The following is a 23,453-nucleotide window of genomic DNA, read 5'->3' on the forward strand; positions in this document are numbered from 1 at the left end:
ATTTATAGATACAAATATAAAGAATATCTGAAATTGGAAAAAAGCAACACATAATTACTTTTTTTGTTCTTTTTCCATTATCTCTCTTGCTGTTTTAAACTCTTCTTCAATGGACATATTTATCCTTTTCTTTAAAGGTATTTTGTTTAGATACGGCGTTAATAAGTTCATCTCTTTAATTATATCGTCTTCAGGTGAAATAAGACTAGGAACGCCCATTTCTCCATTTGCAATCATTTTAATAGCAGAAGTAAAACCGGCTTCCCTTGCCTGATTATATTCGGTGTCTGGAGCATTTTCTAGTAATGATTTTATTCTTTCCAGTTCAGTATTAATGCTGTCTTCACAGTCTAAATATTTGTCGTAATCTGTTCTAAGTAGTCTTTCTCTTTGCTCTATCTTACTGATGCAATCATTAACAGCCTCTAATAGCTCACTAAGTTCATTCTCTAACATAGGACGCAACTCGTAGGCATCCTTATTTATATCTACTACCATTGAATATAACAAGTCGGAAATTAACCTTGATATATAATTAATCTCGTAAGAGTTTATCAAAGGCTTGTATTGTATTGCATATAGTATGTCAGATATCTTCTTAGAGTTTGGATGTGAAAGCATACTATCAACAAAATATCTTATATGCGTATCACTAAGGAAATCAAGAGATTCTTCTGAGAAATAGTCATAAAGACTTTCATGGTTTTTTTTCTTTTCCCTATATCCTATTCCAAATAAATAATCTAAAGAGACATTATAAGCATTAGCCGCATTTACTGCAATATCTATATTAGGGCAACGCTCATTTCTTTCATACATACTAAGAGTATTTCTAGTTATGCCAATTAACTCAGCAGAGTCAGCCTGCGTAATGTCCTTCTCGTTTCGTAATTCTATTAATTTTCTCCCAAATGATTTAGCTGTATATGACACATTTGTTGTCTTTGTTGTGTTCCTAATGCTTTTTTTTGTTACATCCATTTTTTTTCTCCCATTCAAAATTCTGAAATGATTAAATTTGTTACATTTGAAATAAATAAGTAACAAAACATTGCTATAATAAAAATGTTACTTTATAATAGTAATTGTAACAAATGCTTGCATGAATTACAAGAGGTATATAAACAATGATAAATGGAAAGAGAGGAATTTATGAGAAACAGAACAGTGACGGCAATTACAGGAGAATCCCGGTTGATGGATACAGAGGAATTAAGGGCCTACACCAATCTGGGAAGAAACAATGCAATGAAACTCGGCGAGAAAATAGGTGCAAAAGTTCAGATAGGCCGCAGAGTATTATGGGACAGGCGAAAAGTGGATGAGTATTTCAACTCTTTAACGGGGGTACAGTAATGGCAAAAAATAAGCATAACCAAGTACATACAGATAATCAGCCCGGCAAGGCTGACTATCCAAAAGTGGATTATCCTATAGCCAGCCTGCTGCCAGTGGGAAAAGAAAATGCGATCCCTACACAGGAACTTGTAAAACTGGTCGGATGCAGTTCTGCAAGAGAATTACAGCAGTATATCGCACAGGAGCGAAAGAGAGGGGCAGTGATTTGTTCTTCCACAACAGGTGGGTATTTCCTTCCAGTGAACCGTGCAGAGATAGCGGAGTTTTGTAAGTCTTTGGAGAATCGGGCCAGTAATACATTTATAGCGATACAGAGTGCGAAAAGGGCGTTGAACGATTCACAGGAGCAGGAGGAGTAGAAAAATGGCAAACAGGAGAATGTTCAGCCTGGATGTGGTAGACACCGATAACTTTCTTGAAATGCCGGCCTCCACACAATCCTTGTACTTCCATCTTGGAATGAGGGCAGATGATGATGGTTTTGTGGCGGCCCCTAAAAAGATTACAAAGCTCGTAAACTGTGGCGAGGATGATTTGAAGTTATTACTGGCCAAAGGATATATTTTAGCTCTTGAAAACGGGGTAATTGTAGTCAGGCACTGGAAACAGAATAATTATATTCAGCGTGACAGATATAAGCCCACCATCTATCAAAAAGAGTTTGAAAAACTGGCAGTTGAGGACGGTATCTATGGCATGGATACGGGATGTATACAGGATGTATCCAAACTGGAAGCACAGGTTAGTATAGGTAAGTATAGTATAGATAATAATATTTGTTCGCCGGAAGCGGACGAACGAGAGTCTGACTTTGAAAAAATCTATGCTATCTATCCGAAAAAGAGAGGAAAAACAAAAGCATTTTCAAATTACTGTTCTTGGTTGAAAGGCAGGATGGTAAACGGGAAGCGTAGAAAATTGACAAACCGGGAAATGTATCTTGCGGTACACAACTATATCAGACAGCAGGAAGCGGCAGGAACGGAACTGGAGTATTACAAGAATTTTGACACGCTTACAGGAAACCAGCTTCTTGATTATGTGGTGAAGGAGGAGCAGCATGAGTGACTTGGCAGAACAATCTGTTATCGGTTCCCTCCTCATGGATATCAACGCCATACATAAGATTTATGACATTTTGAAACCGGACATGTTCCGAAATCCTTTGCTGGGAGAAATCTACAAAGAGATTGTAAAGAACTATGATATTGGGAAGGTGGCGAATGTAGTAACCATATCACAGGCCGTTGAATGTAAATTATATTCCCGGGAGCAGATTGGGCAGGCAATAAAGGAATGTATAGGTTTGACAATTACATCCACTGAAATTGTCAGTTACGCAGAAAGCGTTGTAAGGGATTATAAAGCCCGTACCCTGAAAGATATCCTATCCCATACACAGATAACGGCAGCAGACGTTGAAGAAAGTATAACAGCACTGATACAGGACTTGGAATTGCTGAAACGTAATGAGAAAAAGAAATCTCTACGGATGTCTGCAATTGTTGAAGCATATCAGAGTCAATATTTCAAAGAGCAGGATATAGACAGGCTGTATACAGGATTTTCCAAGTTAGATGATATTACAGGCGGTCTTGAGGGCGGGGACGTGATTATCATAGGGGCGAGGCCCGGGATAGGAAAATCTGCATTTGTGTCACAGGTCATACTAGAAATGGCAAAAGCGGGAAAGCAGGTGGGGTTCTATAATCTGGAAATGTCTGATAAGCAGGTCTATGAAAGGCTGTTAAGTAATCAAAGCGGTATCGGATTGAACCGTATTCGCCGGGGATTTAAATTCTTAGGTGATGAAAAGGAGAGATTTGAAAAGGCAAATGAGGTATTGAGAGGGTTGGGAATTCTAATCAGCAGCGGTACAAAGTCGGTGTCTGAAATACGGAACGAATGCAGACATCAGGAATTGGATTGTATCATCATTGATTATTTACAGTTGATAAAGGCAGATGTCAGATATCAGAGCCGAACCAGTGAAGTAGGTGCAATATCAAAGGCAATCAAATCTCTTGCAATGGAACTGAATGTTCCCATTATTGCATTGTCTCAGCTAAACCGTACCAGTGAAATGCGGGAAACTAAAGAGCCAACAATGGGAGAACTACGGGAAGCCGGAGATATTGAACAGGATGCAAGTATTATCATTCTGCTTTGGAATCTAGATAATGAGGACAAGTCCAGGAAGGGCCTGAAAGTGGATAAGAACAGGCAGGGAGAACTCGGAAGGATTGTCTACCGTTTTGATGGTGGTGAAATGAGGTTTGTTGAAACGGATGAGGCGATTAAGGATTACAGTGGGTTTCAATCGGCAAAAGTGCCGACTCCATTTGATTAGGGGCAGATATGGGAAAGGTGAAATTGCAAAAGGGCAGTGAAGAATTTGAGATGTTCCAGGACTACTGGAAGCTGCTACAGGAAAACTGGGTCGTGGAGGATACCGGGGCATACTGGGAGAAAGTGCTTGCTGATAGTGACGCATTTTACCAAAAGTATCAGACCGCATTTTCAAAGGATTTGACCCTGGCATATATAAGCGAGCTGGAAAGGAAAACAAAACATGAATAGAAAATGTAAAGTTGCTATATCAGATGGAGCGGAAGAAGTAAAACAGAGCAAGCTGCTGTTTAAGAAAGAATGGGCGGAGATATTGATGAGCGCGGAAGAAACAAGCGATATGAATTTCCATACCGTAACGGGTACATTGATAGCTTTTTCTGGAGGGCAGGGAGTTGTATCTTTAGGGGATGGGATTATGCTGTTGTTTCCGGTACATCATATCAGGCTTATAGATAAATAGTTGCAGGAGAACTTAGAAAAACTTAGAAAATTTATATGTTGGAGGGATGTAAAATGACAAGAAGAGAAATGAGGATTAATGAGATTATGGATGAAATGAAGATTGAGAAGGATGTGGCAGAGCAGCTTTTTATGGATGAACTGGAAGAACTGTACCCGGATGTAGATGATATGGAAGTTAGAGAATTGGTTTATGAAACTAAGCCGGAAAAGGACGGTCCGGGGCTTGTAATTGAATTCCCCGAGACAGTTGTAAAAGTGGAGCGGGGAGAAATTACGAAAAGTAATGTACAGGCTGTAAGTGATTATCTTATTGAATTACCGCTAAATGCAGCAGAGAGCAAAAATTTAGTTGATTTATTAGTGGAGATGCTGACAGGAGCAGAAAAGGAACAGTTCCTAAATGGCTTTACTATGGCGTGTCAAGCGGTGAAAAATGGTGAGCTGCCAGAGCTTCTGGAAAAAGAAATGAATTTCCAGGAATAAAAAGAGCCTGCCATAAATGACAAGCCCACGAACTTGATAAAACTAGACTAATTATAATATAAGGGAGTGGGCTTAATATGTCAATGAACCTTGAAAACAAAATAGATGTCCGTACAGAGGAATGCGGACGGCAGGAAGCGATTAAGCAACTGTCAAATGAACAGTTAGCAGCCAAGATTCAGGCCGGGGAGAATGTAAAAGCGAATATGCTCCTGCTGTGGCAACAGAACAAAGGATTTATACATAAAATGGCTGTGAAGTATACCTATGGGGCAGAACTGGAGGATTTAAAGCAGGAGGGCTATATCGGTTTGTGTGAAGCAGTAAAACACTATGACCCGGAACAGGGCGTTCTGTTTATAAATTATGCTGCCTTTTGGATAAAGCAGGGTATGCAGCGGTATATAGAAAACTGTGGCAGTACGGTCCGTATCCCTTCCCATGCTCATGAGTGGATATATAAATATAAGAAGGCGATTAGCGAGTATAGGAAGTATTACGGCGCGGAACCATCAGACAAAGCATTATGCGCCCTTCTACATGTCAATATGGAAAAACTACAAGCCATAAAGAAAAGTGTCTGTATGGGACAAATACGCAGCCTAAATGAGCCGATAGTGGGTGAAGATGAAGACCTTACTCTTGGGGATGCAGTTTCCTCTGGTCATGATATGGATGAGAATATCATCAGGCATAACGACCATCAGGCTATGAAAAGATGGCTGTGGGAAGCTGTTGACAGTCTGGACGGAAAGCAGGCTGCAGTAATTCGCTGTCGGTTCATGGATAATAAGACCATGAAGGAAATAGGACAGCAATATAGTATTTCTGGCGAAGCAGTACGGCACCAACAGGATAAAGCCATGAGGGAGCTTAGAAAGCCATCAAAGAGCCGGAAGTTTAAAGGATATTATGAAGAGTATATACAGGCAGCCAGTTTCCAGCATGTAGGTGTAAGACGATTCAATGAAACCTGGTGGAGTGAAGTTGAAAGGGAAGCCATGAGAATGTAAAAAAGTGTGGTAAAACGTGGTAGAAAAGTATGGGGTTTTTGCCTGATTTTCGTGAGGAGAAGCTGGTTTGATATTAGGCAAGAACGGCAGCAGGCAGTTAAAGGTACCCCCCTCCTCCTTAGTAATGCGGCAATTTGAACGGGAACCGGGGGAGGGGACTGTTTCCAATAGTGCATTTTCCTGAAAATATTTTTTCACATTGTAAATACTATTGGATTGCAAAGAAAAAAGGCTTGATGCCTACAAAGTGTTTAACTGTATGTTCTAAGTGATTTATAATAACTAGAATAAAAACATTGCGTAATGCTATAAAATGGCTGTACGAGCAAAATACAAAGCCACAGGGGTATGTCAAGAAGTATATACTTGGTAAATTGTGTATTGATTGGATATGTGAAGATATGATATACTGCCAACAGAACAACCGTTATAGGGTGGCTGGCCTCTCATTTTACATAGATGGGAGGTGGTGCTAATGGACAAAAAACCATTTGACTTCAAAGATTTGATGCAATTTGGAATGTTCATAATCGCATTACTGACCTTCATTTACTTGATTAGTCATTAGTGCATAGAAAAACCACCCTCAAAGTCTTGGCGGACTGGGTGGATTTTCAACAATTCATTTAGGCCAACCACTTTGGCGGTTGTTCTTTTTGTGTCTATAATATACTACATTTATAGTAAATAATCAAGTCTAACGTTCCTATTTGTGCTAGTGCTATTTATAGCACCCTACATCAACTGTTAATCCCTAGGGATTTGCTGATTCTGACTAATAGAGACATACATTTTTCTTTATCTGGAAACATATCGTTTTTGGGGTGGCATATCAAGGTGTTTAGTTCTTCCAAATCAGAATAAATGGATTTTGGTGTGTAAAGAAATATTTGCGCATAGCATTTTTGATAAGATTCTGAGATACCAGTGGTTAATATCTCTTTGGATGTAATGGCAAGATAATTTTCAATGACATCAAGCCCTCGATTTTCCAGGATTTCCAAGTGTTTCATTTTAGCCTGATGAAAATTGGAAATGATAGTTGTAATTATGGGGGATATAATTGCAACCGCTAAAGCAATCCAAGCAGCGGTTGCGCTCCAATCTATGCTTGTAATGTTTTTCATAACGGCATTCTCCTAATCTTCATCCGGTATATATTCCATTAGATCGCCGGGCTGGCAGTCCAGCAGTTTACATAATTTTTCTAATGTCTCAGTTCCCAAGTTTCCTTTACCGTTTTTCAAATTGTAATATGTTTGCTGTCCAATGATTTTGTTCTGGCGCAAATAGTAAGTTGATATTTGATGCTTTTCTAATAGTTTGAAAAGCTTATCATAGCTAATCGGCATAACTCCTCCTTTCCGAACCATTGACCGGGAAAATGGCGATGTTCTTCTTTATTATACAATAATTATAGTATAAAACATGCACTTTTACAAGTGAATACATGCACAAAAATAAGTGTACAACATGGTCAAATATTTGTGTATAATGTCAATTGAATATGGTCAAGAATAAGTGTATAATGTAATCAAGATAAAGGTAAGGCAAACGAACAACCCGAAAAGTTGTAAAGCTGAAAACCATATACCTGTGAACGGTCAGAGGATGCAGTAATAGTCAGGAAGATGATTCGGCCGGATGTCGGAGCCAATATGGAAAATAAAGAAGGGAGACATCACAATGACAGAAAGAATGATAGTGAACAGAGTCAGGAAGCTAAAAGAGTTGGAAGCCCAGCAGAAAGAGATTGAACAGCAGATTGCAGAACTGAAAGAAGAAATCAAGTCCGATATGGAAAAGAAGAATCTGGAAGAGCAGAAAGCCGGGGATTTCATTATAAGATTTACTAAGGTTATTTCTAATAAATTTGATAGTAAGACATTTAAGGCAGACCATAGTAAACTATATGGGCAGTATATGAGGACTATGGAAAGCCGAAGATTTTCAGTAGCATAAAATCCTTGTTAGTATTAATGTACCAATATGAGCGCATAGCTGGTGCTACGCTATCGAATAATCACATAGCATTATGAAATCCGGGAAAGGACAAGGTTTAATGAAAAAAAGAGATTTAGAAATTGTGCGACTACAGGAATGTGGAATCATGGCTGGTTGTGAAAGTGTGAAAGAATATATGAGAGAGCATAGATATACGGCAACATTTGATTGTGTTTGGACAATGTTTTATCTTGGGTATATAAACGGGAAACGAGCAGAGCGAGCTAAAAAAAGGAAGTGATTCATTTGCCTTACGGGTTACGGTGTATCAACACCTGAACCCAGCGGCAGAGCTATCCCGACATTTCCGACACCCTAAAAAGGTATATGCCATATTAGGATATGTTCGGAATAAACACTTAGGGTTTACAAGGTAAACGTTCGTTTTGAAATGTTGGAAAATGATAGCATTTGCTAACATAGCTGGAGATTTTGGAGTCCTTAAAAAGAGATAAGAGACATTAAAGCATAAAGCAAAAACCCCAAGAGTGCGGCAACACTCAAGGGGCAAAAATAAGCATAACCCAATACACACAAGTACGGGCTATATTGATTATATACTGCCATATAGCCCAAATGCAAGGAAAGAATGGCCTGCTGTCACACAGCAGAGAAAGGAAGCGGTTATATGACAAGGATTAACAAGGTATATGCGAATGCATACAATAAAACACCTGCTGCCATAGTGGCAGACAACGAACTAAGCGAGCAGATACGAAAAGAATTGGTTGATAAGATGAAAAAGCCTGATAGCCTGACAAAGGAAGCTATCGCTGATTTAATTTATGCAGGGAGCAGTTACGGGCAGGCACAAGGATTTGAAAGCGGCTTTAAATATGCAATGGCTCTGATATTTGAGAGCCTGACCTGTTAGGGGGGGGATGGTATGGCAGTTGACAAGAACGGAAAGAAACTTCCTCCGGGAATAAGGCAGAGGGCGAATGGGAGGTATGAAGGACGTATCAAATATGAGTATAAAAGCTACTCAGTCTATGCAGATACCATAACAGAAACTAAAAAGAAAATGCGAGAATTAAAGTATAAGTTGGAGTATGGCCTTTTTGTGGAAGCAAAGAAAATCATGCTTAATGAATGGTTTGATACTTGGATGCAGGAATATAAAAAGAATCGTGTGAAGATTGGCACTTTTACCAGCTATGAAAAATATTACCAAAGCATCATAAAAGACAGATTGGGAAGTAAGAAAATAGGAGATATTAGAGGGGAACATATCCAAAAGTTATATAATGACCTGATAAAAGAAGAATATGCTTTATCCAGTATCAAGGTTGTATCTGCTGTTTTAAATGGATGCTTCCAGCAGGCCATGAGAAACGGACTAATAGAACGTAATCCTGTTAAACTGGCAGAACTACCACGACAAACAGAAAAGAAGACCAGGCAGGCCATGACGAAAGACCAGCAAGGGTTATTTATGGAGTATGCAAAGGGTAGCTATTTGTACAATTTCTTTGGGGTTATGCTCCGAACTGGCATGAGAAATGGAGAAATGCGGGGCTTGAAGTATACCGATATAGACAGGAAGAAAGGTGTTATCCATATACAGCGGACCTTGAAATATATCGAAGGTCAGGGATATATGGAGGACACACCAAAGACCAGGACATCAAGGCGTGATATCCCGTTGACTGCTGACACATTGAAACTATTAGAAGCACAGCGGAATTATTGGGGATTCAAAGTTGAAAAACTGGACAGGTATTTATTCTGTAATGAAAAAGGAGAGCCATTAAGTCGGGAACGAGTACAGTCAGAGATTGAGCGTATTACTAAAAGGATTAGAGCTGCGGGCAACGATTTTTCACGAATTACACCTCACATATTCCGACACACATTTGCAACAAGGGCGATAGAAGCTGGGATGCAGCCTCAGGTGTTGAAAACAATTCTAGGACATAGTTCTTTAGCAATGACAATGGATTTATACAGCCATGTATTACCGGATACAAAAATGGAGGAAATGGAAAAAATAGCAAATGTATTTTAAAGAGAGGCAGGACTTAAAATCCTGTCTTTTTTGGTGTATGAGTATACCCACTTTTTACCCACAATGGAATAAATGAAGATAAGACAAGATAAAAATAAAGCCTGAAAACATGGATGTTTCCTAGACTCTATAATTATTGATAAACCCATATAAATAGGAAGAGATTGAAGTTTTGTTTTACGTGTGGAAGGTCACGAACACACGGTTTATAATTGCCCTTAAGACCTTATTTTTCAGGGCTTTGGAACGGTTCATATTATAGCATGGGAAAAGACGAAAATCAAGAAATGTACGATATTGGAAAATATAATGGCTCTAACAGTCACATTTTGGTAAAATGAAAAATGAGGAAGATGAAGCGCCATACGGACTATTATGTATGGAACATCCAAAGTGTAGAAAATAAAAACAGAAAGGTTTGGCGTAATGCCGGGGTAGAGTCGATGACAGAAAAAAGAGTTGCTATTGTAACAGGCGGGACAAGAGGAATAGGACAGGCTATAAGTATTGAACTGGCAAAAAGAGGAAATATTGTACTGGCTGTTTACCGTTCCAATGAAGGTAGTGTACAGGAAACAAAGCAGAAAATGCAGGAGTACACACCGGAGTCTGCAGCTATTCATGGTGATGTTTCCAAACAGGAAGATATTGCGCAGATTATGAACTATGTGGAAGAACATTTTGGAAGAGTAGATATTCTGGTAAATAATGCCGGGATCTTTGATTTTAATTTCATCGAGGATATGACAGAAGAATATCTGGATAATATCCTTGCTGTGAATTTTAAAAGTCCGTTTTTGATGACAAAGGCAGTCATTCCTTACATGAAGAAACAGCATTACGGAAGAATTATCAATGCGTCTTCTATTTCTTCTTCCTTTGCAGACTGCGGCCTTGTAGGATACGGTGCCAGTAAGGCCTGCGTAGATATGCTGACCAAGATTGCCTCGGCAGAACTGGGACCTTATGGAATTACAGTCAACGCGTATGCTCCGGGAATTACACATACAGATATGACAGATGCCATGATAAAAGAAAGAGGAGATGTACAGGTGAAACAGATTTCTCTTGGAAGATTTGGTGCATGCGGGGAAGTAGCTGCATTGGTTTCATTTTTGGCCTCAGAAGAATGCAGTTATGTGACAGGCGAAATTATAGGCGTGGACGGCGGTATGTTCAAGGTACAGAACCCTTACAGAGCATATGAGTATGCGGAGAGCGACTGTGCATTATAGACAATTATTACCATTGGAATTGGTTTTTATTGACCAAAATGCCCGTATGTGATATGCTTGTACGGTAATGGCAGCGTGTAATATCGCTGCCAATAAATTATGGAGGTAGTTATATGAACAATTCAAATCGGTATGATCTCATTTACAAATTGGATGGCAGGCCGCCCATTTCTGTGGCGCTTCCGCTTGGTCTCCAGCACGTTTTGGCAATGTTTGTTGGAAACCTGGCACCTATTTTCATCCTGACTGGGGCAATGAGCACACCGGACGCTCCGTTCCCGGCGGAACTGCGTATTTTGATGATTCAATGTGCCATGTTTGTATCGGGACTTGTTACACTTGTACAGTTATATCCCCTGAAACTCGGCATTATTCAGATTGGTGCGCGGCTCCCGATTGTTATGGGAACGGCCTTTGCATTTGTCCCCACCATGCAGGAGCTGGGTGCGAAATTGATGGCAGAGCAGGTTGCTCCTGTTGAGGCTATGGGATATGTATTAGGCGGTGTAATCGCAGGTAGTGTTGTCGAGATTCTCATGGGTATTTTTTTGAAGCCGCTCAAGAAATTCTTCTCACCATTGGTAATTGGTGCGGTTCTCATCACCATTGGTATCAAGCTTCTTACTACAGGAGCGACTTATTTTGTTGGAGGAGCTGCTGCGGAGGATATAGGTGCTGGAAAATACTGGCTGGTTGGCGGCGTTGTATTTCTGATCATCGTAATTCTCAATCGTTTTGCAACAGGTATGTGGAAAGCCACCGCGATTCTAATTGGTATCGTTGTCGGTTACATACTGGCTGCTTTGATGGGTATGGTAAACTTTGATAGTGTGTCTCAGGCGTCGTGGGTAAGTATGCCAATGCCATTTGTAATTAAGCCTTTGTTCCGAATGGATATTATTTTCCCATTCTTTGCAGTTTATGTAGTAAGTGGTCTGGAGACGATGGGGAATACAAGTGGTATTACGATTTCTACCTTTGACCGTGATGCGACTACGGAAGAAACTTCCGGCGCGATTATTGCAGATGCTGTGGGCAGTGCCTTTGCGGGTATATTTAACGTATTGCCGAACACGGCCTTTGGACAAAATGCAGGTATCATTGCCATGACGAAAGTGGTGAATAGGTTCTGTATTGCCATGGGAGCTCTTGTATTGATGCTGGCGGGTCTGTTCCCGAAAATCGGAGCCATTTTCAACGCTATGCCTAACTGTGTAATGGGTGGTGCGGTAATTACTGTTTTTGCAATGATTTTCCTGAATGGTGTAAAGATGATTTTGAAGGAAGGTCTGGACGATAGAAACAGCTTAGTTCTTGCAATTACCCTTGGGCTTGGATACGGTATAGGAAGCCTGGCCAGCTCCGTTAAAGAGAATTTTCCGGTAGTATTTCGTATAATTTTCATGGAGCCTGTAGCGGCAGTTTGTATTGTGGGTATTTTAGCCTGTATCGTTTTCAAAGCACATGCAGATATTCACGAAAGTTCCGTTGAAGATTAAAATATAGGTGAAGAAGCCGTTTCGACGGAAGTTGATAAATCATTCATAACCGACAAAAGAGACATCCTGGAAAACGTAAGTTTATGGGGTGTCCTTTTTGTTTGTTGATTTTTGTACCCTGGGTTGTTACAATAGGTACATTGAAATATATATTGATTCTACCTTGAAATAGAGCTAAAATGAGTTATATGATGAGATGATAATTGCAGGTGATGCAGTATAAAAGAGGAGGCAGCAGAAATGATTGAGATTAAAACAGAAGAACTAACGTATGAGGGGTTTGCCCCATTTGGGACATTTTATTCCATGACAGAGCCTCAGGGCTATTCCCTGAATGGGGAGATTCATAAGTTTTTTCCGGACAGGATCAGCGAATCTTATGGTACAAGGGTTGGATTTTCTCCTATTCTTGTGAAGAAACCGGAGGAGATGATTATTAAGCAGGTTGAATATCATACTACGACACCTGAAATGATTCTTCCTTTGAATGATGATATGATTATACACGTTGCCCCTGCATCAGCAGGTGTCCCGGTTACAAATCTGACAAAAGCATTTCTTGTTCCGAAGGGTGTAATGGTAAAAATTAATACGGCTATTTGGCATCTTGCACCATTGCCGGCAAATGAGGACGAGCTGCAGGCCATGATCATTCTGCCGGAATGTACCTATTCCAATGACTGTACTGTAGTGAGCCTGGCTGAGGAAGAACAATTTCAAATTGTATAGAATCGCAGATTGATGAAAGACTGAATTGTAGTAGAGTTTTTGAAACAGGAGGTAAGGGAAACTGAAATTAGGGATTGTAGGAACAAATTTTATTAGTGACTGGCTGATAGAGGCTGCTGGTCAGGTGCCAGAAGTGTCCATTCATGCTGTATATTCAAGGAAGCAGGAGACAGGAGATGCATTTGCCGGTAAACATCATATTAAGAACGTTTATACAGATTACGAAGAATTTTTGAAGTCGGATATTGATGCCGTATACATTGCAACTCCCACTTATGCACACCATTTCCAGGCTTTAAAGGCCATGGAACATAAAAAACATGTACTATGTGAGAAAGTTATAGCAGTAAACGAAAAAGAGGTTTCCGAAATGTTTTTGTGTGCCCAAAAGAACCAGGTGGTACTATTGGAAGCAATGAGGCCGGATTTTGATCCTGCCTTCAGTATAGTGAAGGAATGTCTGCCTAAGATTGGAAAGCTGCGCAGAGTAATGATGGAATATTGCCAGTATTCTTCCCGCTATGACAGATTCCGCCAGGGAGAGGTACTGAATGCATTTAATCCGGAGCTTTCTAATGCGGCAATTATGGACATTGGAGTATATTGCATACACACACTTGTAAAACTGCTTGGAATGCCGGAAGAAATAAAAGCGTTTTCTACGAAATTAGAAAATGGGTTTGAAGGCAGCGGAATTGTTCTGATGCAGTACCAGGATATAATAGCCGAAGCTGTTTATTCGAAGATAACAGATTCTGTGAATCCGAGTATATTCATGGGAGAAGAGGGAAATATTCTTGTAGATGGTGTTGCGAAACCCCAGGCAATAGAAATACTTTACCGGGATGGAAGAAAGGAGCAAATCCCATATACACCAAGTGAGAATAATATGGTATATGAGCTCAGAGAGTTTGCAAGACTGGCAGATGAAAAGTGCATCGGGCATCCTTATATAAAGTATTCACTGAATACCGCGCGTGTTATTGATGAAGCGCGCAGGCAGAACGGGATTGTATTTCAGACAGATTCGGTGTTATAATCTTACGGAGGACGTTTCCGGTGCTGCCGGGGATAATGAAAAATAGAACATATGAGATGAGGAGTATTTGGAATGGACCTAATAACGATTCGGGAACTATTTAAAAACAGAGAAGAATATCTGGACAAGAAGGTAACTGTAGGCGGGTGGATCCGCAGTATACGTGACTCCAAGACATTTGGATTCATTGTTTTGAATGACGGCTCTTACTTTGAAACATTACAGATTGTATATCATGATAAAATGGAGAATTTTGAAGAGATTTCAAAGCAGAATGTAGGTGCGGCTATTATTGTTACGGGAACGCTGGTTGCGACACCTCAGGCAAAGCAGCCATTTGAAATTCAGGCCGATGAGGTTTCGGTAGAAGGGACTTCGGCGCCGGATTACCCGCTGCAGAAGAAACGACATAGTTTCGAATACCTCAGGTCAATTTCTCATCTGCGCCCCAGAACCAATACATTTCAGGCAGTATTCCGTATTCGTTCATTAATTGCATATGCAATCCATCAATTTTTCCAGGACAGAGGGTTTGTTTATGTCCACACGCCTCTGATAACAGGCAGTGATTGCGAAGGTGCCGGAGAGATGTTCCGGGTGACAACCCTTGATATGGAAAATGTGCCGAAGAATCCGGACGGAACAATAGATTACAGCCAGGATTTCTTTGGCAAGGAAACGAACCTGACTGTAAGCGGACAGTTAAATGGAGAGACTTTTGCACAAGCATTCAGAAGTATTTACACATTTGGCCCTACCTTCCGCGCGGAGAATTCTAACACAACACGTCATGCAGCAGAATTCTGGATGATTGAGCCAGAGATTGCATTTGCAGACCTGACTGACAATATGGATTTGGCTGAGGCTATGCTGAAATATGTTATATCCTATGTTCTTGAAAATGCGCAGGAGGAGATGAATTTCTTCAATTCTTTTGTGGATAAGGGACTGCTGGGCAGACTGCAAAATGTAGTGACTTCAGATTTTGCAAGAGTAACATATACAGAAGCTGTAGAGCTGCTTGAGAAAAATAATGATAAATTTGAATATAAGGTGAATTGGGGAACGGATTTGCAGACAGAGCATGAGCGCTATCTGACAGAAGAAATCTTTAAACGTCCTGTATTTGTGACAGATTATCCTAAAGAAATTAAAGCGTTTTATATGAAACTTAATGAGGACGGAAAAACTGTTGCAGCGGTGGATTGTCTTGTACCGGGTATTGGTGAGATTATAGGTGGAAGCCAAAGGGAAGATAACTATGAAAAACTGCTGGAGCGAATGAAAGAAATGGATCTGAAAGAGGATGATTATAAATTCTACTTGGATCTCAGGAAATACGGTTCTACGCGGCATGCAGGATTCGGGCTTGGCTTTGAGCGCTGCGTCATGTATCTCACAGGCATGTCTAATATCAGAGATGTAGTGCCGTTCCCAAGAACTGTGAAAAACTGCGAGTTGTAGAAAATAAGTTAAAGTTCACTATTGACCTGTTACTATGCTGATAGGTCAGGCTCGACAACGTAAAACAGCCAGTGAGCCTGCCCCCTCGCCGAAGGCGAATTTAAATGGGCAGACGGTGCTGCTGTTTACAGGTTGCCTGTGAACAGTAACGAAAATAACCTTGCAGGGCAGTAAGATTACGAGAAAATAGCAAAGCGGATTTCCGCTTTGAACAGCATTTGAGGACGTAACGAACTGGACAAGGTTACGTCCTCAATTGAGTTTTTAAGTATACCAAAAGGGATTTTGCTTCTGCGAACGGAGGTATTTATGAGATTTATTCACATTGCTGATGTGCATTTAGGGGCACATCCGGATGCCGGAGAAACGTATAGTGAGAGGCGTCCCCGAGAGTTGTGGGATTCTTTTTCACGCATCATAGCTCTGTGTGAGAAGGAAAAAGCAGATATTCTGCTGATTGCAGGAGATTTATTCCACAGGCAGCCGCTTTTGCGGGAATTGAAAGAAGTAAACTATTTGTTTTCCACATTATTACATACACAAGTTGTTTTTATTGCGGGAAACCATGACTATATAAAAAGGGATTCCTACTATAGGACCTTTGACTGGAATCACAATGTGCATTTTCTGCAGGAGGCGGAGATGGGGTGTGCGGTACTGGCTCAATTGGACCTGGCTGTATATGGGTTCAGTTATCATGCCCGGGAGATACGGGAAGAGAAGTATCATATAAAGGCACCCGGAAAATACCGTTATGAGATTCTGCTTGCACATGGAGGAGATGAACGGCATATACCTGTGAAAAGGGAAACGCTGGAGACTTCCGGGTTTGATTACATTGCCATGGGGCATATCCACAAGCCCCAGGTTTTAGTAGAAAATCTTGCGGTTTACGCAGGGGCATTGGAGCCGGTAGATAAAAATGATACGGGACAGCACGGATATGTCTGGGGAGAAATTACGGAAAGAGGAACTTTTACAGAGTTTATCCCAGCTGCAGTGAGGGAATATATCCATCTGGCGCTGCGTACAAATGAGTCTATGACAAACGGAAGCTTGAAGGATTACATCAGTGATGTGATAGAAAAACGAGGTGTGGGCAACATGTACAAGTTTATCCTCCGCGGGCTTCGTGACCCGGCAGTGGAATTTGATACCGGGCATATGGATACATATGGGAACATATTGGAAATTGTGGATGAGACCCAGCCGGCTTATGATTATCAGTCTTTGTATGAGGAGAATAAAAATAATCTCATAGGCAGATATATTGAAGCATTTGAAGGATGCGGGGAAGGCAGTATAGAGCATCAGGCTTTGCAGGAAGGGGTGCAGGCCCTGCTGGACAGCCGCCTGTAATTTGAATGCAGGGGCACAAGACCGCCTGTATTTATGAGCAGGCAGCAGAACGGATTGCAAATATCTTTTTTACGGCGGGGGAAAAGTATGGAGATTAAGGAACTGTATTTAAAGAACTTCGGAAAATTTTCGGACCAGCATTTTTTTATAAACAAAGGAATCCACATTTTTTATGGTGAAAATGAATACGGGAAGTCTACAATTTACGCTTTTATAAAAGCCATGCTTTTTGGAATGGAGCGGGGAAGAGGAAGGGCGGCGCAAAATGATGAATTCAGCCGTTATGAACCTTGGGAAAACCCGAATTACTATGCAGGTATTATGCGCTTCACCAGTGGAGGAAAGAGTTTCCGTCTGGAGCGCCAGTTTGACAGGTATTCCAGAAGTACAAGTCTGGTATGTGAAGATGATGGAGAAGAGTTATCCCTGGAGGATGGAGACCTTGAAATACTGCTGGGTCAGGTGACCGGGGAATCTTTTGAAAATACGGCAGCTATAGGACAACTCACTGCAAAACCTGGGCAGGGGCTGGCAGAAGAGCTGAAAAATTATGCTGCAAATTATTATGAAAGCGGCAGCAGTACGGTGAATCTTAACGGTGCACTGGAAACGCTGCGGCTGCGCAGAAAAACAATAGAGCGGAAGATAAAAGAGCTGGCAGAAAATCAGGAAGTGAAAAAAGAGACGATACGCCAGGAATGTCAATATGTGCTGAATGATATAGAAAGACTGCAAAAAGAGCTTGAGCAAAATGATAGAAAACAAAGTACAGTACAGCCAGAACAAGCAGGAGAAAAAGACAGGAGTATTAAAAAGCTGGCTGTGGTTGGAATTTTTGGTGTTTTTACAGGTTTGCTGGGGGAGTTGTGGAGTATATCTGCAGCAGCTTCGCCGGGGATTTCGGGCAATAGCATAATCTCCGGGTTTTGGTGGATTTTGTTAGTGTCCGGTCTGGGACTTCTCTGTGCGGGGACAGTGAAATACTGGAGAAATTACAGAAATAGCTCCTCTGTAAAAGAAAAACAGATAGAAGAGGAATCTCTGAAAAAACTTCAATGGGAGAGCCAGAGAATACAAGGTGAGTGTAGGGAGAAACGGGTGATGCTTCAAAACTTACAGGAGCAAATGGCAGAACTTGAAATACCCGAAGAACCAATTAAAAATCTCCGGGTAACACGCCAGGCCCTGTTGCTGGCAGAAGAAAAAATGCTGGAGGCCTCCAAAAATATGGTACAAGGATTCGGTACCAGATTAAATCAAAATGCATCCCAGATTCTTGAGCAGATAACTGGCGGCAGGTATACAAAACTGCTGATAGATGAACAGTTAAATATGGTACTGTTCAGGGATGGCAGGAGAATTCCGGTAGAGAGGGTATCACGGGGCACAATGGAACAAGTCTATTTTTCACTTAGAATGGCCGCAATAGACCTGCTTTATGAGGAGCCCCAGCCAGTTATTTTGGACGATGCATTTGTATACTATGACGAAAAAAGATTAAAATCAACCTTAAAATGGTTGAGCGAACAGGAAAGACAAGCTATAATATTTACTTGCCAAAAACGTGAGCAAGAAATTGTAAAACAATTCTGAAAATGGCTTGCAAAGGGGACTGACCCTTTTCAAAAGGGACTGTCCCCTTTGAAAAAGCCCTTTTGAAGCCGCTTTGAAAGGAAGAGATACATGAAGATAGAGCTGCCAAGAAAAGTGATTATGATTATTAACAACCTACAGTTGCACGGATATGAAGCCTTTGCGGTGGGAGGCTGTGTGCGTGATTCTATTCTCTGCCGGAAGCCGGAGGACTGGGATATTACGACTTCGGCCAAGCCGGAGGAGATTAAGCGGCTGTTCCGCCGGACTGTGGATACAGGGATTGAGCATGGCACGGTTACTGTGCTGATTGGTAAGGAAGGGTTTGAAGTTACAACTTACCGGGTTGACGGCACGTATGAGGATAGCCGGCATCCTATCGGAGTGACTTTTACGACAAATCTGGAAGAGGATTTGAAGCGCAGGGACTTTACGATTAATGCTATGGCTTATAATGATGAGGTACGCCTTGTGGATGTGTTTGGCGGAATGCAGGATTTGAATCATCATTTAATCCGGTGTGTGGGAGACCCTATGGAGCGGTTTTCTGAAGATGCACTGCGGATTCTGCGGGCTGTCAGGTTCTCTGCCCAGCTTGCATTTCCCATTGAGAAGGAGACTGCGGAGGCTATCCGGAAGTTAGCACCGACTCTTAAGAATATTAGCGCGGAGCGTATACAGGTAGAGCTTGTGAAACTTCTCATGTCAGACCATCCGGAGCTGATTCAGGATGCATATGAACTGGGAATCACGAAAGTGATTTTGCCCGAGTGGGATGCAATGGCAGGAGTGGAACAAAATACCCCTCATCACAAATATGATGTGGCGGAACACACTCTTTGTGCTTTGAAAAATGTAAAAAAAGATAAAATTTTACGTCTGGCAATATTATTTCATGATATGGGAAAACCTTTCATGAGGACCACAGATGAGGTGGGAGTGGATCATTTTAAAGGTCATGCTCTTGTCAGTGAAGAAATTGCACGCAAGGTTTTAAGGCGTTTGAAGTTCGATAATGACACGGTGAAAAAGGTAACCCGGCTTGTGTGCTACCATGATTACCGGATTGAAGCAACACCCAGAAATGTACGGCGCGCCATGAACCGGATTGGCGTAGAGCTGTTTCCCTACTATCTTGCCGTACGAATGGCTGATGTGAAGGCACAGAGCCCATATGAACGGAGAAAAAAGATTGAAAACATTGTAGAAATGCGTGAGATCTACCAGGAAATACTCATTAACGACCAATGTGTAACCCTCAGACAGCTGGCCATCAGTGGAAAGGATTTGATGCAGCTTGGGATGCAGCCGGGACGCCAGATGGGAGATATGCTGAATGAACTTCTGGAGCTTGTCATTGATGAACCAGAAATGAATGAAAAAGAAAAATTATGTAGCTATGTGAAAGAAAAACTTGGTATCTAGCATACTCGGGCTGCCCTTTTCATACATTAGAAAGAGTCAGAATCGTAGAATCAGGGGGCAGCCATGAGAGAGTATGAATTAGAAATCTTGGAACAATATGAGATAGAAGTAAAAGGCACCCGCAAAATAAGGGGTGCGTTTTTTTGCGACACAAAAGAGGGCATAATGCTGTTGAAAGAAACCGATGTTTCGGACCGGCGTGCCCCTTTACTGTATGCCGTTCTTCACAGCTTAGAGGAGGATGGTTGTTTCAATGTAGATACTCCGATTTACAATAAAGAGGGCGGGCTGGTCAGTGAATCACGGGATGGCTCAAGGTATATGCTGAAAAAATGGTATTCCGGCAGAGAATGTGATGTAAAGCGGGAATATGAAATTTTACAGGCATCCAGGAACCTGGCTGAACTGCACAATAAAATGAGGTGGCGGCCTCCTCAGAAAGCGGAAGACGCCTCGGTCATACGTCCGCCTACAGGGAGACATCTGCGGGAAGAATTTTTAAGGCATAACCGGGAATTGAAAAAAGTACGTAGCTTTATGAGGAATAAAGTTTCTAAAAGTGTATTTGAGTTTCTTCTTCTGGAGTATTTTGAAAAAATGTATAATTTAGCTGAGGAAGTAACAAGACGTCTGGAAAAATCCGGATATGATGTTCTATACAAAGAAAGTATTGAGAACCAGAGCCTTGTACATGGTGACTATAATTACCACAATGTTTTATTTACGTCAAACGGAATAGCTACCACTAATTTTGAACATTTTAGGGTAGACGTACAGGTGCAGGATCTTTATTATTTTCTGAGAAAGGTCATGGAAAAACATCAGTGGCAGGAAAGTCTGGGGCAGTCCATGCTGGAGGCATATCAAAGTGTGCGCCCTCTGGATTCAAGGGAATTGGAGTGTATTGCACTCTGCCTTGCATATCCGGAAAAGTTCTGGAAAACAGCGAATACTTATTATCATTCTAATAAAGCCTGGATTCCGGAAAAAAATGTGGCGAAGCTGCAGACAGCCATTACGCAGACAGAAGAAAAACTTCGGTTTTTAGAGAATATATTCACTTTCATTTTATAGGTGCCTGTTGTATAATAAGAGCATATTATTTAAGGCAGGAGGTACCAGCATGGAATACAAAGCAAGATACGAGGCGTGGTTATCAAACCCATATTTTGACGCAGATACAAAAGCTGAGCTTGAGAGTATCAAGGAAGATGAGAACGAGATTAAAGAACGTTTCTACACAGATCTGGAATTTGGTACGGCGGGCCTGCGCGGAATCATTGGCGCAGGGACTAACCGTATGAATATTTATACGGTCAGAAAAGCAACCCAGGGATTGGCTAATTATATTAAAAAAGGCGGGAACGTAAACAAAGGAGTGGCAGTGGCTTACGATTCCCGCCGTATGTCACCGGAGTTTGCCGGGGAAGCGGCCGTTTGCCTGGCTGCAAACGGAATCAAAGCTTACGTGTTTGAATCATTGCGTCCCACCCCGGAATTGTCATTTGCGGTCAGAGAGCTGGGATGTATAGCAGGAATCAATATCACGGCCAGCCACAATCCTCCTGAATATAACGGATATAAGGTATACTGGGAAGATGGCGCACAGATCACACCGCCTCACGACAAAGGAATCATGGACGAGGTAAAGGCGGTGGAGGACTACACCACAATGAAAACTATGAACCTGGAAGATGCAAAAGCAGCAGGTCTTTATGAAGTTATTGGTGCCCAGGTGGATGATGCTTACATTGCGGAGCTGAAGAAACAGGTGCTTCACCAGGATGCAATTGATGCAGCCGGAAAAGATATCAAAATTGTTTACAGCCCCCTGCATGGAACTGGAAACATCCCGGCCCGCCGGATTTTGAAGGAACTTGGATTTGAAAATGTATTTGTGGTAAAAGAACAGGAACTGCCGGATGGAGAATTTCCTACCGTATCCTATCCTAATCCTGAAGCAGAGGAAGCTTTTGAACTGGGCCTGAAACTGGCAAAAGAAATTGATGCGGATATTGTACTTGCTACAGACCCTGACGCAGACCGTCTGGGTGTCCGTGTGAAGGACAAGAATGGAGAGTATCATACTCTGACAGGAAATATGTCAGGCTGCCTGCTGGCTGATTATGAAATCGGACAGAGAAAAGAATTAAAAGGTCTTCCGGATGACGGATATTTGATTAAAACCATTGTTACATCCAATATGGCAGATGCGATTGCAAAGTATTACAATGCGGGGCTGATTGAGGTACTGACTGGCTTTAAGTATATCGGACAGCAGATACTTGGATTTGAGACAAGCGGAAAAGGTGAGTATTTATTTGGATTTGAAGAAAGTTATGGTTGTCTGATTGGTACATATGCAAGGGACAAGGATGCAATTATTGCTACCATGGCTCTCTGTGAGGCAGCCGCTTTTTATAAGACAAAGGGCATGAATTTGTGGGATGCCATGATTGAGCTGTATGACCGTTACGGATATTACAAAGATGATATCCAGTCCATCACATTAAAGGGAATTGAAGGGCTTGCCAAGATTCAGGAGATTTTGGATACACTGCGTAAGAATCCTCCTGCAGAAATTGGCGGATATAAGGTAGTGGCAGCGAGAGACTACAAAGAAGACACTATCAAGAATATGGAAACGGGAGAGGTGACAGGAACCGGTCTGCCCGGCTCCAACGTACTTTACTATGATCTGACAGACGATGCATGGGTTTGCGTAAGGCCATCGGGTACGGAACCAAAAGTAAAGTTCTACTATGGTGTCAAAGGAGTCTCATTACAGGATGCAGATGACAAATCAGAAAAGATGGGCAAGGAAGTTCTTGCCATGATTGATAACATGATGTAACATATTTCCCTTGGACAGGTTTTCAAAACTCTAAAAAAGTGCCAAAAAACGCGATTTAATGGGAAAACTCCTTGACAAAAATAATGGAAACGGTTATAACAGTACATAAGGGCAAATCATGTGAACGCCAGTACATGACAGCCTTTATTAAACCGTAGAATATTGTATTCTAGTACAATAAAGAGGAGGAAATAATCCATGAACAAAACAGAATTAATAGCAGCTATTGCAGAAAAGGCCGAAATTTCCAAGAAAGATTCCGAAAAAGCATTAAAGGCTTTTACTGATGTAGTTACAGATCAGTTAAAAAAAGGTGATAAAGTACAGTTAGTAGGATTCGGTACCTTTGAAGTAAGCGAAAGAGCAGCAAGAGAAGGAAGAAATCCACAGACTGGAAAGACCATGAAGATCGAAGCATGCAAAGCTCCTAAATTCAAAGCTGGCAAGGCACTAAAAGATGAAGTGAACGCTTAATAAGCGAAGAGTCCATAAAAGAGTAGTATAACCTTACAGAAGATGTCCCCCGCTTTCGCCTTGGAGCGAAGGAGGGGGACGTCTTTGTATAAACGGGTGGG

General features: G+C 41.4%; 27 protein-coding genes. 24 read left to right on the top strand and 3 right to left on the bottom strand.

The features are described 5' to 3' along the window. Positions 1–54: 54 nt before the first annotated feature. Positions 55–981 (bottom strand): helix-turn-helix transcriptional regulator, encoded by a 927-nt coding sequence (locus A8805_RS13845; RefSeq protein ID WP_109712124.1) that lies wholly within the window; start codon positions 979–981, stop codon positions 55–57. Positions 982–1,152: 171 nt separating this feature from the next. Here A8805_RS13845 and A8805_RS13850 point away from each other — a divergent pair, with 171 nt between their 5' ends. The 9 genes from A8805_RS13850 (at position 1,153) to A8805_RS23005 (ending at position 6,237) form a co-directional block, all read left to right on the top strand. Then, positions 1,153–1,356, top strand: a complete 204-nt coding sequence (locus A8805_RS13850; RefSeq protein WP_146199450.1) for a hypothetical protein — start codon at positions 1,153–1,155, stop codon at positions 1,354–1,356. Next, positions 1,356–1,718, top strand: coding sequence for a hypothetical protein (locus A8805_RS13855; RefSeq protein ID WP_109712128.1), 363 nt, complete (start codon positions 1,356–1,358; stop codon positions 1,716–1,718). The genes A8805_RS13850 and A8805_RS13855 overlap by 1 nt, the downstream gene beginning before the upstream one ends. Positions 1,719–1,722: 4 nt before the next feature. Further along, positions 1,723–2,427 carry a hypothetical protein gene (locus A8805_RS13860; RefSeq protein ID WP_109712130.1) on the top strand — a complete coding sequence of 235 codons (705 nt, stop codon included), beginning with the start codon at positions 1,723–1,725 and terminating at the stop codon, positions 2,425–2,427. Then, positions 2,420–3,709 carry a replicative DNA helicase gene (locus A8805_RS13865; protein WP_109712132.1) on the top strand — a complete coding sequence of 430 codons (1,290 nt, stop codon included), beginning with the start codon at positions 2,420–2,422 and terminating at the stop codon, positions 3,707–3,709. The genes A8805_RS13860 and A8805_RS13865 overlap by 8 nt, the downstream gene beginning before the upstream one ends. A gap of 8 nt (positions 3,710–3,717) precedes the next feature. Further along, complete coding sequence (locus tag A8805_RS13870; protein ID WP_109712134.1) at positions 3,718–3,939, top strand: hypothetical protein; 222 nt, start codon at positions 3,718–3,720, stop codon at positions 3,937–3,939. Further along, a complete protein-coding gene (locus tag A8805_RS13875; RefSeq protein WP_109712136.1) occupies positions 3,932–4,171 on the top strand; it encodes a hypothetical protein in 240 nt (79 codons plus the stop codon). The genes A8805_RS13870 and A8805_RS13875 overlap by 8 nt, the downstream gene beginning before the upstream one ends. Positions 4,172–4,224: 53 nt before the next feature. Then, the gene (locus tag A8805_RS13880; RefSeq protein WP_109712138.1) at positions 4,225–4,656 is read left to right on the top strand and encodes a hypothetical protein; all 432 of its coding nucleotides are present in this window, start codon (positions 4,225–4,227) and stop codon (positions 4,654–4,656) included. Positions 4,657–4,733: 77 nt separating this feature from the next. After that, positions 4,734–5,669, top strand: a complete 936-nt coding sequence (locus tag A8805_RS13885) for a sigma-70 family RNA polymerase sigma factor (protein ID WP_109712140.1) — start codon at positions 4,734–4,736, stop codon at positions 5,667–5,669. A gap of 508 nt (positions 5,670–6,177) precedes the next feature. Continuing rightward, positions 6,178–6,237: a putative holin-like toxin gene (locus tag A8805_RS23005; RefSeq protein WP_255350427.1), complete on the top strand. Its 60-nt coding sequence runs from the start codon at positions 6,178–6,180 to the stop codon at positions 6,235–6,237. Between the two features lie 172 nt (positions 6,238–6,409). Here A8805_RS23005 and A8805_RS13890 read toward each other — a convergent pair whose 3' ends face one another. After that, positions 6,410–6,796, bottom strand: coding sequence for a hypothetical protein (locus A8805_RS13890; RefSeq protein ID WP_109712142.1), 387 nt, complete (start codon positions 6,794–6,796; stop codon positions 6,410–6,412). Between the two features lie 12 nt (positions 6,797–6,808). Continuing rightward, the gene (locus A8805_RS13895; protein WP_109712144.1) at positions 6,809–7,021 is read right to left on the bottom strand and encodes a helix-turn-helix domain-containing protein; all 213 of its coding nucleotides are present in this window, start codon (positions 7,019–7,021) and stop codon (positions 6,809–6,811) included. A gap of 334 nt (positions 7,022–7,355) precedes the next feature. Here A8805_RS13895 and A8805_RS13900 point away from each other — a divergent pair, with 334 nt between their 5' ends. From A8805_RS13900 to A8805_RS13970, 15 genes are all read left to right on the top strand, one after another. After that, on the top strand, positions 7,356–7,631 hold the full coding sequence (locus A8805_RS13900) for a hypothetical protein (RefSeq protein WP_109712146.1): 276 nt from the start codon (positions 7,356–7,358) through the stop codon (positions 7,629–7,631). Positions 7,632–7,731: 100 nt separating this feature from the next. Further along, positions 7,732–7,914, top strand: coding sequence for a hypothetical protein (locus A8805_RS22355; protein ID WP_109712148.1), 183 nt, complete (start codon positions 7,732–7,734; stop codon positions 7,912–7,914). Between the two features lie 387 nt (positions 7,915–8,301). Next, positions 8,302–8,547, top strand: coding sequence for a hypothetical protein (locus A8805_RS13910; protein WP_146199451.1), 246 nt, complete (start codon positions 8,302–8,304; stop codon positions 8,545–8,547). Positions 8,548–8,559: 12 nt separating this feature from the next. Continuing rightward, a complete protein-coding gene (locus tag A8805_RS13915; protein WP_109712153.1) occupies positions 8,560–9,681 on the top strand; it encodes a tyrosine-type recombinase/integrase in 1,122 nt (373 codons plus the stop codon). A 344-nt stretch (positions 9,682–10,025) separates the two neighbouring features. Then, positions 10,026–10,916, top strand: a complete 891-nt coding sequence (locus A8805_RS13920; protein ID WP_109712155.1) for an SDR family NAD(P)-dependent oxidoreductase — start codon at positions 10,026–10,028, stop codon at positions 10,914–10,916. Between the two features lie 113 nt (positions 10,917–11,029). Then, positions 11,030–12,415 carry a uracil-xanthine permease family protein gene (locus tag A8805_RS13925; RefSeq protein ID WP_109712157.1) on the top strand — a complete coding sequence of 462 codons (1,386 nt, stop codon included), beginning with the start codon at positions 11,030–11,032 and terminating at the stop codon, positions 12,413–12,415. A 240-nt stretch (positions 12,416–12,655) separates the two neighbouring features. Next, positions 12,656–13,144 (top strand): ureidoglycolate lyase, encoded by a 489-nt coding sequence (locus A8805_RS13930; RefSeq protein WP_109712159.1) that lies wholly within the window; start codon positions 12,656–12,658, stop codon positions 13,142–13,144. 73 nt (positions 13,145–13,217) lie between these two features. Then, positions 13,218–14,183: a Gfo/Idh/MocA family protein gene (locus A8805_RS13935; RefSeq protein ID WP_278321249.1), complete on the top strand. Its 966-nt coding sequence runs from the start codon at positions 13,218–13,220 to the stop codon at positions 14,181–14,183. Between the two features lie 72 nt (positions 14,184–14,255). Continuing rightward, positions 14,256–15,647 (top strand): asparagine--tRNA ligase, encoded by a 1,392-nt coding sequence (asnS, locus tag A8805_RS13940; protein ID WP_109712163.1) that lies wholly within the window; start codon positions 14,256–14,258, stop codon positions 15,645–15,647. Positions 15,648–15,956: 309 nt separating this feature from the next. Next, entirely contained in the window at positions 15,957–17,006 is a 1,050-nt protein-coding gene (locus A8805_RS13945) for a metallophosphoesterase family protein (protein WP_109712165.1), read from the top strand. 87 nt (positions 17,007–17,093) lie between these two features. Beyond that, on the top strand, positions 17,094–18,599 hold the full coding sequence (locus A8805_RS13950) for an ATP-binding protein (protein WP_109712167.1): 1,506 nt from the start codon (positions 17,094–17,096) through the stop codon (positions 18,597–18,599). A gap of 90 nt (positions 18,600–18,689) precedes the next feature. Next, positions 18,690–20,024: a CCA tRNA nucleotidyltransferase gene (locus tag A8805_RS13955; RefSeq protein WP_109712169.1), complete on the top strand. Its 1,335-nt coding sequence runs from the start codon at positions 18,690–18,692 to the stop codon at positions 20,022–20,024. Positions 20,025–20,087: 63 nt separating this feature from the next. After that, a complete protein-coding gene (locus tag A8805_RS13960; protein ID WP_109712171.1) occupies positions 20,088–21,098 on the top strand; it encodes a CotS family spore coat protein in 1,011 nt (336 codons plus the stop codon). Between the two features lie 49 nt (positions 21,099–21,147). Beyond that, the gene (locus A8805_RS13965; protein WP_109712173.1) at positions 21,148–22,878 is read left to right on the top strand and encodes a phospho-sugar mutase; all 1,731 of its coding nucleotides are present in this window, start codon (positions 21,148–21,150) and stop codon (positions 22,876–22,878) included. A 198-nt stretch (positions 22,879–23,076) separates the two neighbouring features. After that, positions 23,077–23,352 (top strand): HU family DNA-binding protein, encoded by a 276-nt coding sequence (locus tag A8805_RS13970; RefSeq protein ID WP_109712175.1) that lies wholly within the window; start codon positions 23,077–23,079, stop codon positions 23,350–23,352. The last annotated feature ends 101 nt before the right edge of the window (positions 23,353–23,453 follow it).

Origin of the sequence: Faecalicatena contorta (assembly GCF_003149105.1) — a bacterium.
In the GTDB taxonomy this organism is placed as follows: domain Bacteria; phylum Bacillota; class Clostridia; order Lachnospirales; family Lachnospiraceae; genus Muricomes; species Muricomes contortus_C.

Excerpts from the sequence above, each read along its gene's own strand:
- A8805_RS13845 (WP_109712124.1), bottom strand. The coding sequence starts at position 981 with ATGGATGTAACAAAAAAAAGCATTAGGAACACAACAAAGACAACAAAT.
- A8805_RS13850 (WP_146199450.1), top strand. The coding sequence starts at position 1,153 with ATGAGAAACAGAACAGTGACGGCAATTACAGGAGAATCCCGGTTGATG.
- A8805_RS13855 (WP_109712128.1), top strand. The coding sequence starts at position 1,356 with ATGGCAAAAAATAAGCATAACCAAGTACATACAGATAATCAGCCCGGC.
- A8805_RS13860 (WP_109712130.1), top strand. The coding sequence starts at position 1,723 with ATGGCAAACAGGAGAATGTTCAGCCTGGATGTGGTAGACACCGATAAC.
- A8805_RS13865 (WP_109712132.1), top strand. The coding sequence starts at position 2,420 with ATGAGTGACTTGGCAGAACAATCTGTTATCGGTTCCCTCCTCATGGAT.
- A8805_RS13870 (WP_109712134.1), top strand. The coding sequence starts at position 3,718 with ATGGGAAAGGTGAAATTGCAAAAGGGCAGTGAAGAATTTGAGATGTTC.
- A8805_RS13875 (WP_109712136.1), top strand. The coding sequence starts at position 3,932 with ATGAATAGAAAATGTAAAGTTGCTATATCAGATGGAGCGGAAGAAGTA.
- A8805_RS13880 (WP_109712138.1), top strand. The coding sequence starts at position 4,225 with ATGACAAGAAGAGAAATGAGGATTAATGAGATTATGGATGAAATGAAG.
- A8805_RS13885 (WP_109712140.1), top strand. The coding sequence starts at position 4,734 with ATGTCAATGAACCTTGAAAACAAAATAGATGTCCGTACAGAGGAATGC.
- A8805_RS13890 (WP_109712142.1), bottom strand. The coding sequence starts at position 6,796 with ATGAAAAACATTACAAGCATAGATTGGAGCGCAACCGCTGCTTGGATT.
- A8805_RS13895 (WP_109712144.1), bottom strand. The coding sequence starts at position 7,021 with ATGCCGATTAGCTATGATAAGCTTTTCAAACTATTAGAAAAGCATCAA.
- A8805_RS13900 (WP_109712146.1), top strand. The coding sequence starts at position 7,356 with ATGACAGAAAGAATGATAGTGAACAGAGTCAGGAAGCTAAAAGAGTTG.
- A8805_RS22355 (WP_109712148.1), top strand. The coding sequence starts at position 7,732 with ATGAAAAAAAGAGATTTAGAAATTGTGCGACTACAGGAATGTGGAATC.
- A8805_RS13910 (WP_146199451.1), top strand. The coding sequence starts at position 8,302 with ATGACAAGGATTAACAAGGTATATGCGAATGCATACAATAAAACACCT.
- A8805_RS13915 (WP_109712153.1), top strand. The coding sequence starts at position 8,560 with ATGGCAGTTGACAAGAACGGAAAGAAACTTCCTCCGGGAATAAGGCAG.
- A8805_RS13920 (WP_109712155.1), top strand. The coding sequence starts at position 10,026 with ATGAGGAAGATGAAGCGCCATACGGACTATTATGTATGGAACATCCAA.
- A8805_RS13925 (WP_109712157.1), top strand. The coding sequence starts at position 11,030 with ATGAACAATTCAAATCGGTATGATCTCATTTACAAATTGGATGGCAGG.
- A8805_RS13930 (WP_109712159.1), top strand. The coding sequence starts at position 12,656 with ATGATTGAGATTAAAACAGAAGAACTAACGTATGAGGGGTTTGCCCCA.
- asnS (WP_109712163.1), top strand. The coding sequence starts at position 14,256 with ATGGACCTAATAACGATTCGGGAACTATTTAAAAACAGAGAAGAATAT.
- A8805_RS13945 (WP_109712165.1), top strand. The coding sequence starts at position 15,957 with ATGAGATTTATTCACATTGCTGATGTGCATTTAGGGGCACATCCGGAT.
- A8805_RS13950 (WP_109712167.1), top strand. The coding sequence starts at position 17,094 with ATGGAGATTAAGGAACTGTATTTAAAGAACTTCGGAAAATTTTCGGAC.
- A8805_RS13955 (WP_109712169.1), top strand. The coding sequence starts at position 18,690 with ATGAAGATAGAGCTGCCAAGAAAAGTGATTATGATTATTAACAACCTA.
- A8805_RS13960 (WP_109712171.1), top strand. The coding sequence starts at position 20,088 with ATGAGAGAGTATGAATTAGAAATCTTGGAACAATATGAGATAGAAGTA.
- A8805_RS13965 (WP_109712173.1), top strand. The coding sequence starts at position 21,148 with ATGGAATACAAAGCAAGATACGAGGCGTGGTTATCAAACCCATATTTT.
- A8805_RS13970 (WP_109712175.1), top strand. The coding sequence starts at position 23,077 with ATGAACAAAACAGAATTAATAGCAGCTATTGCAGAAAAGGCCGAAATT.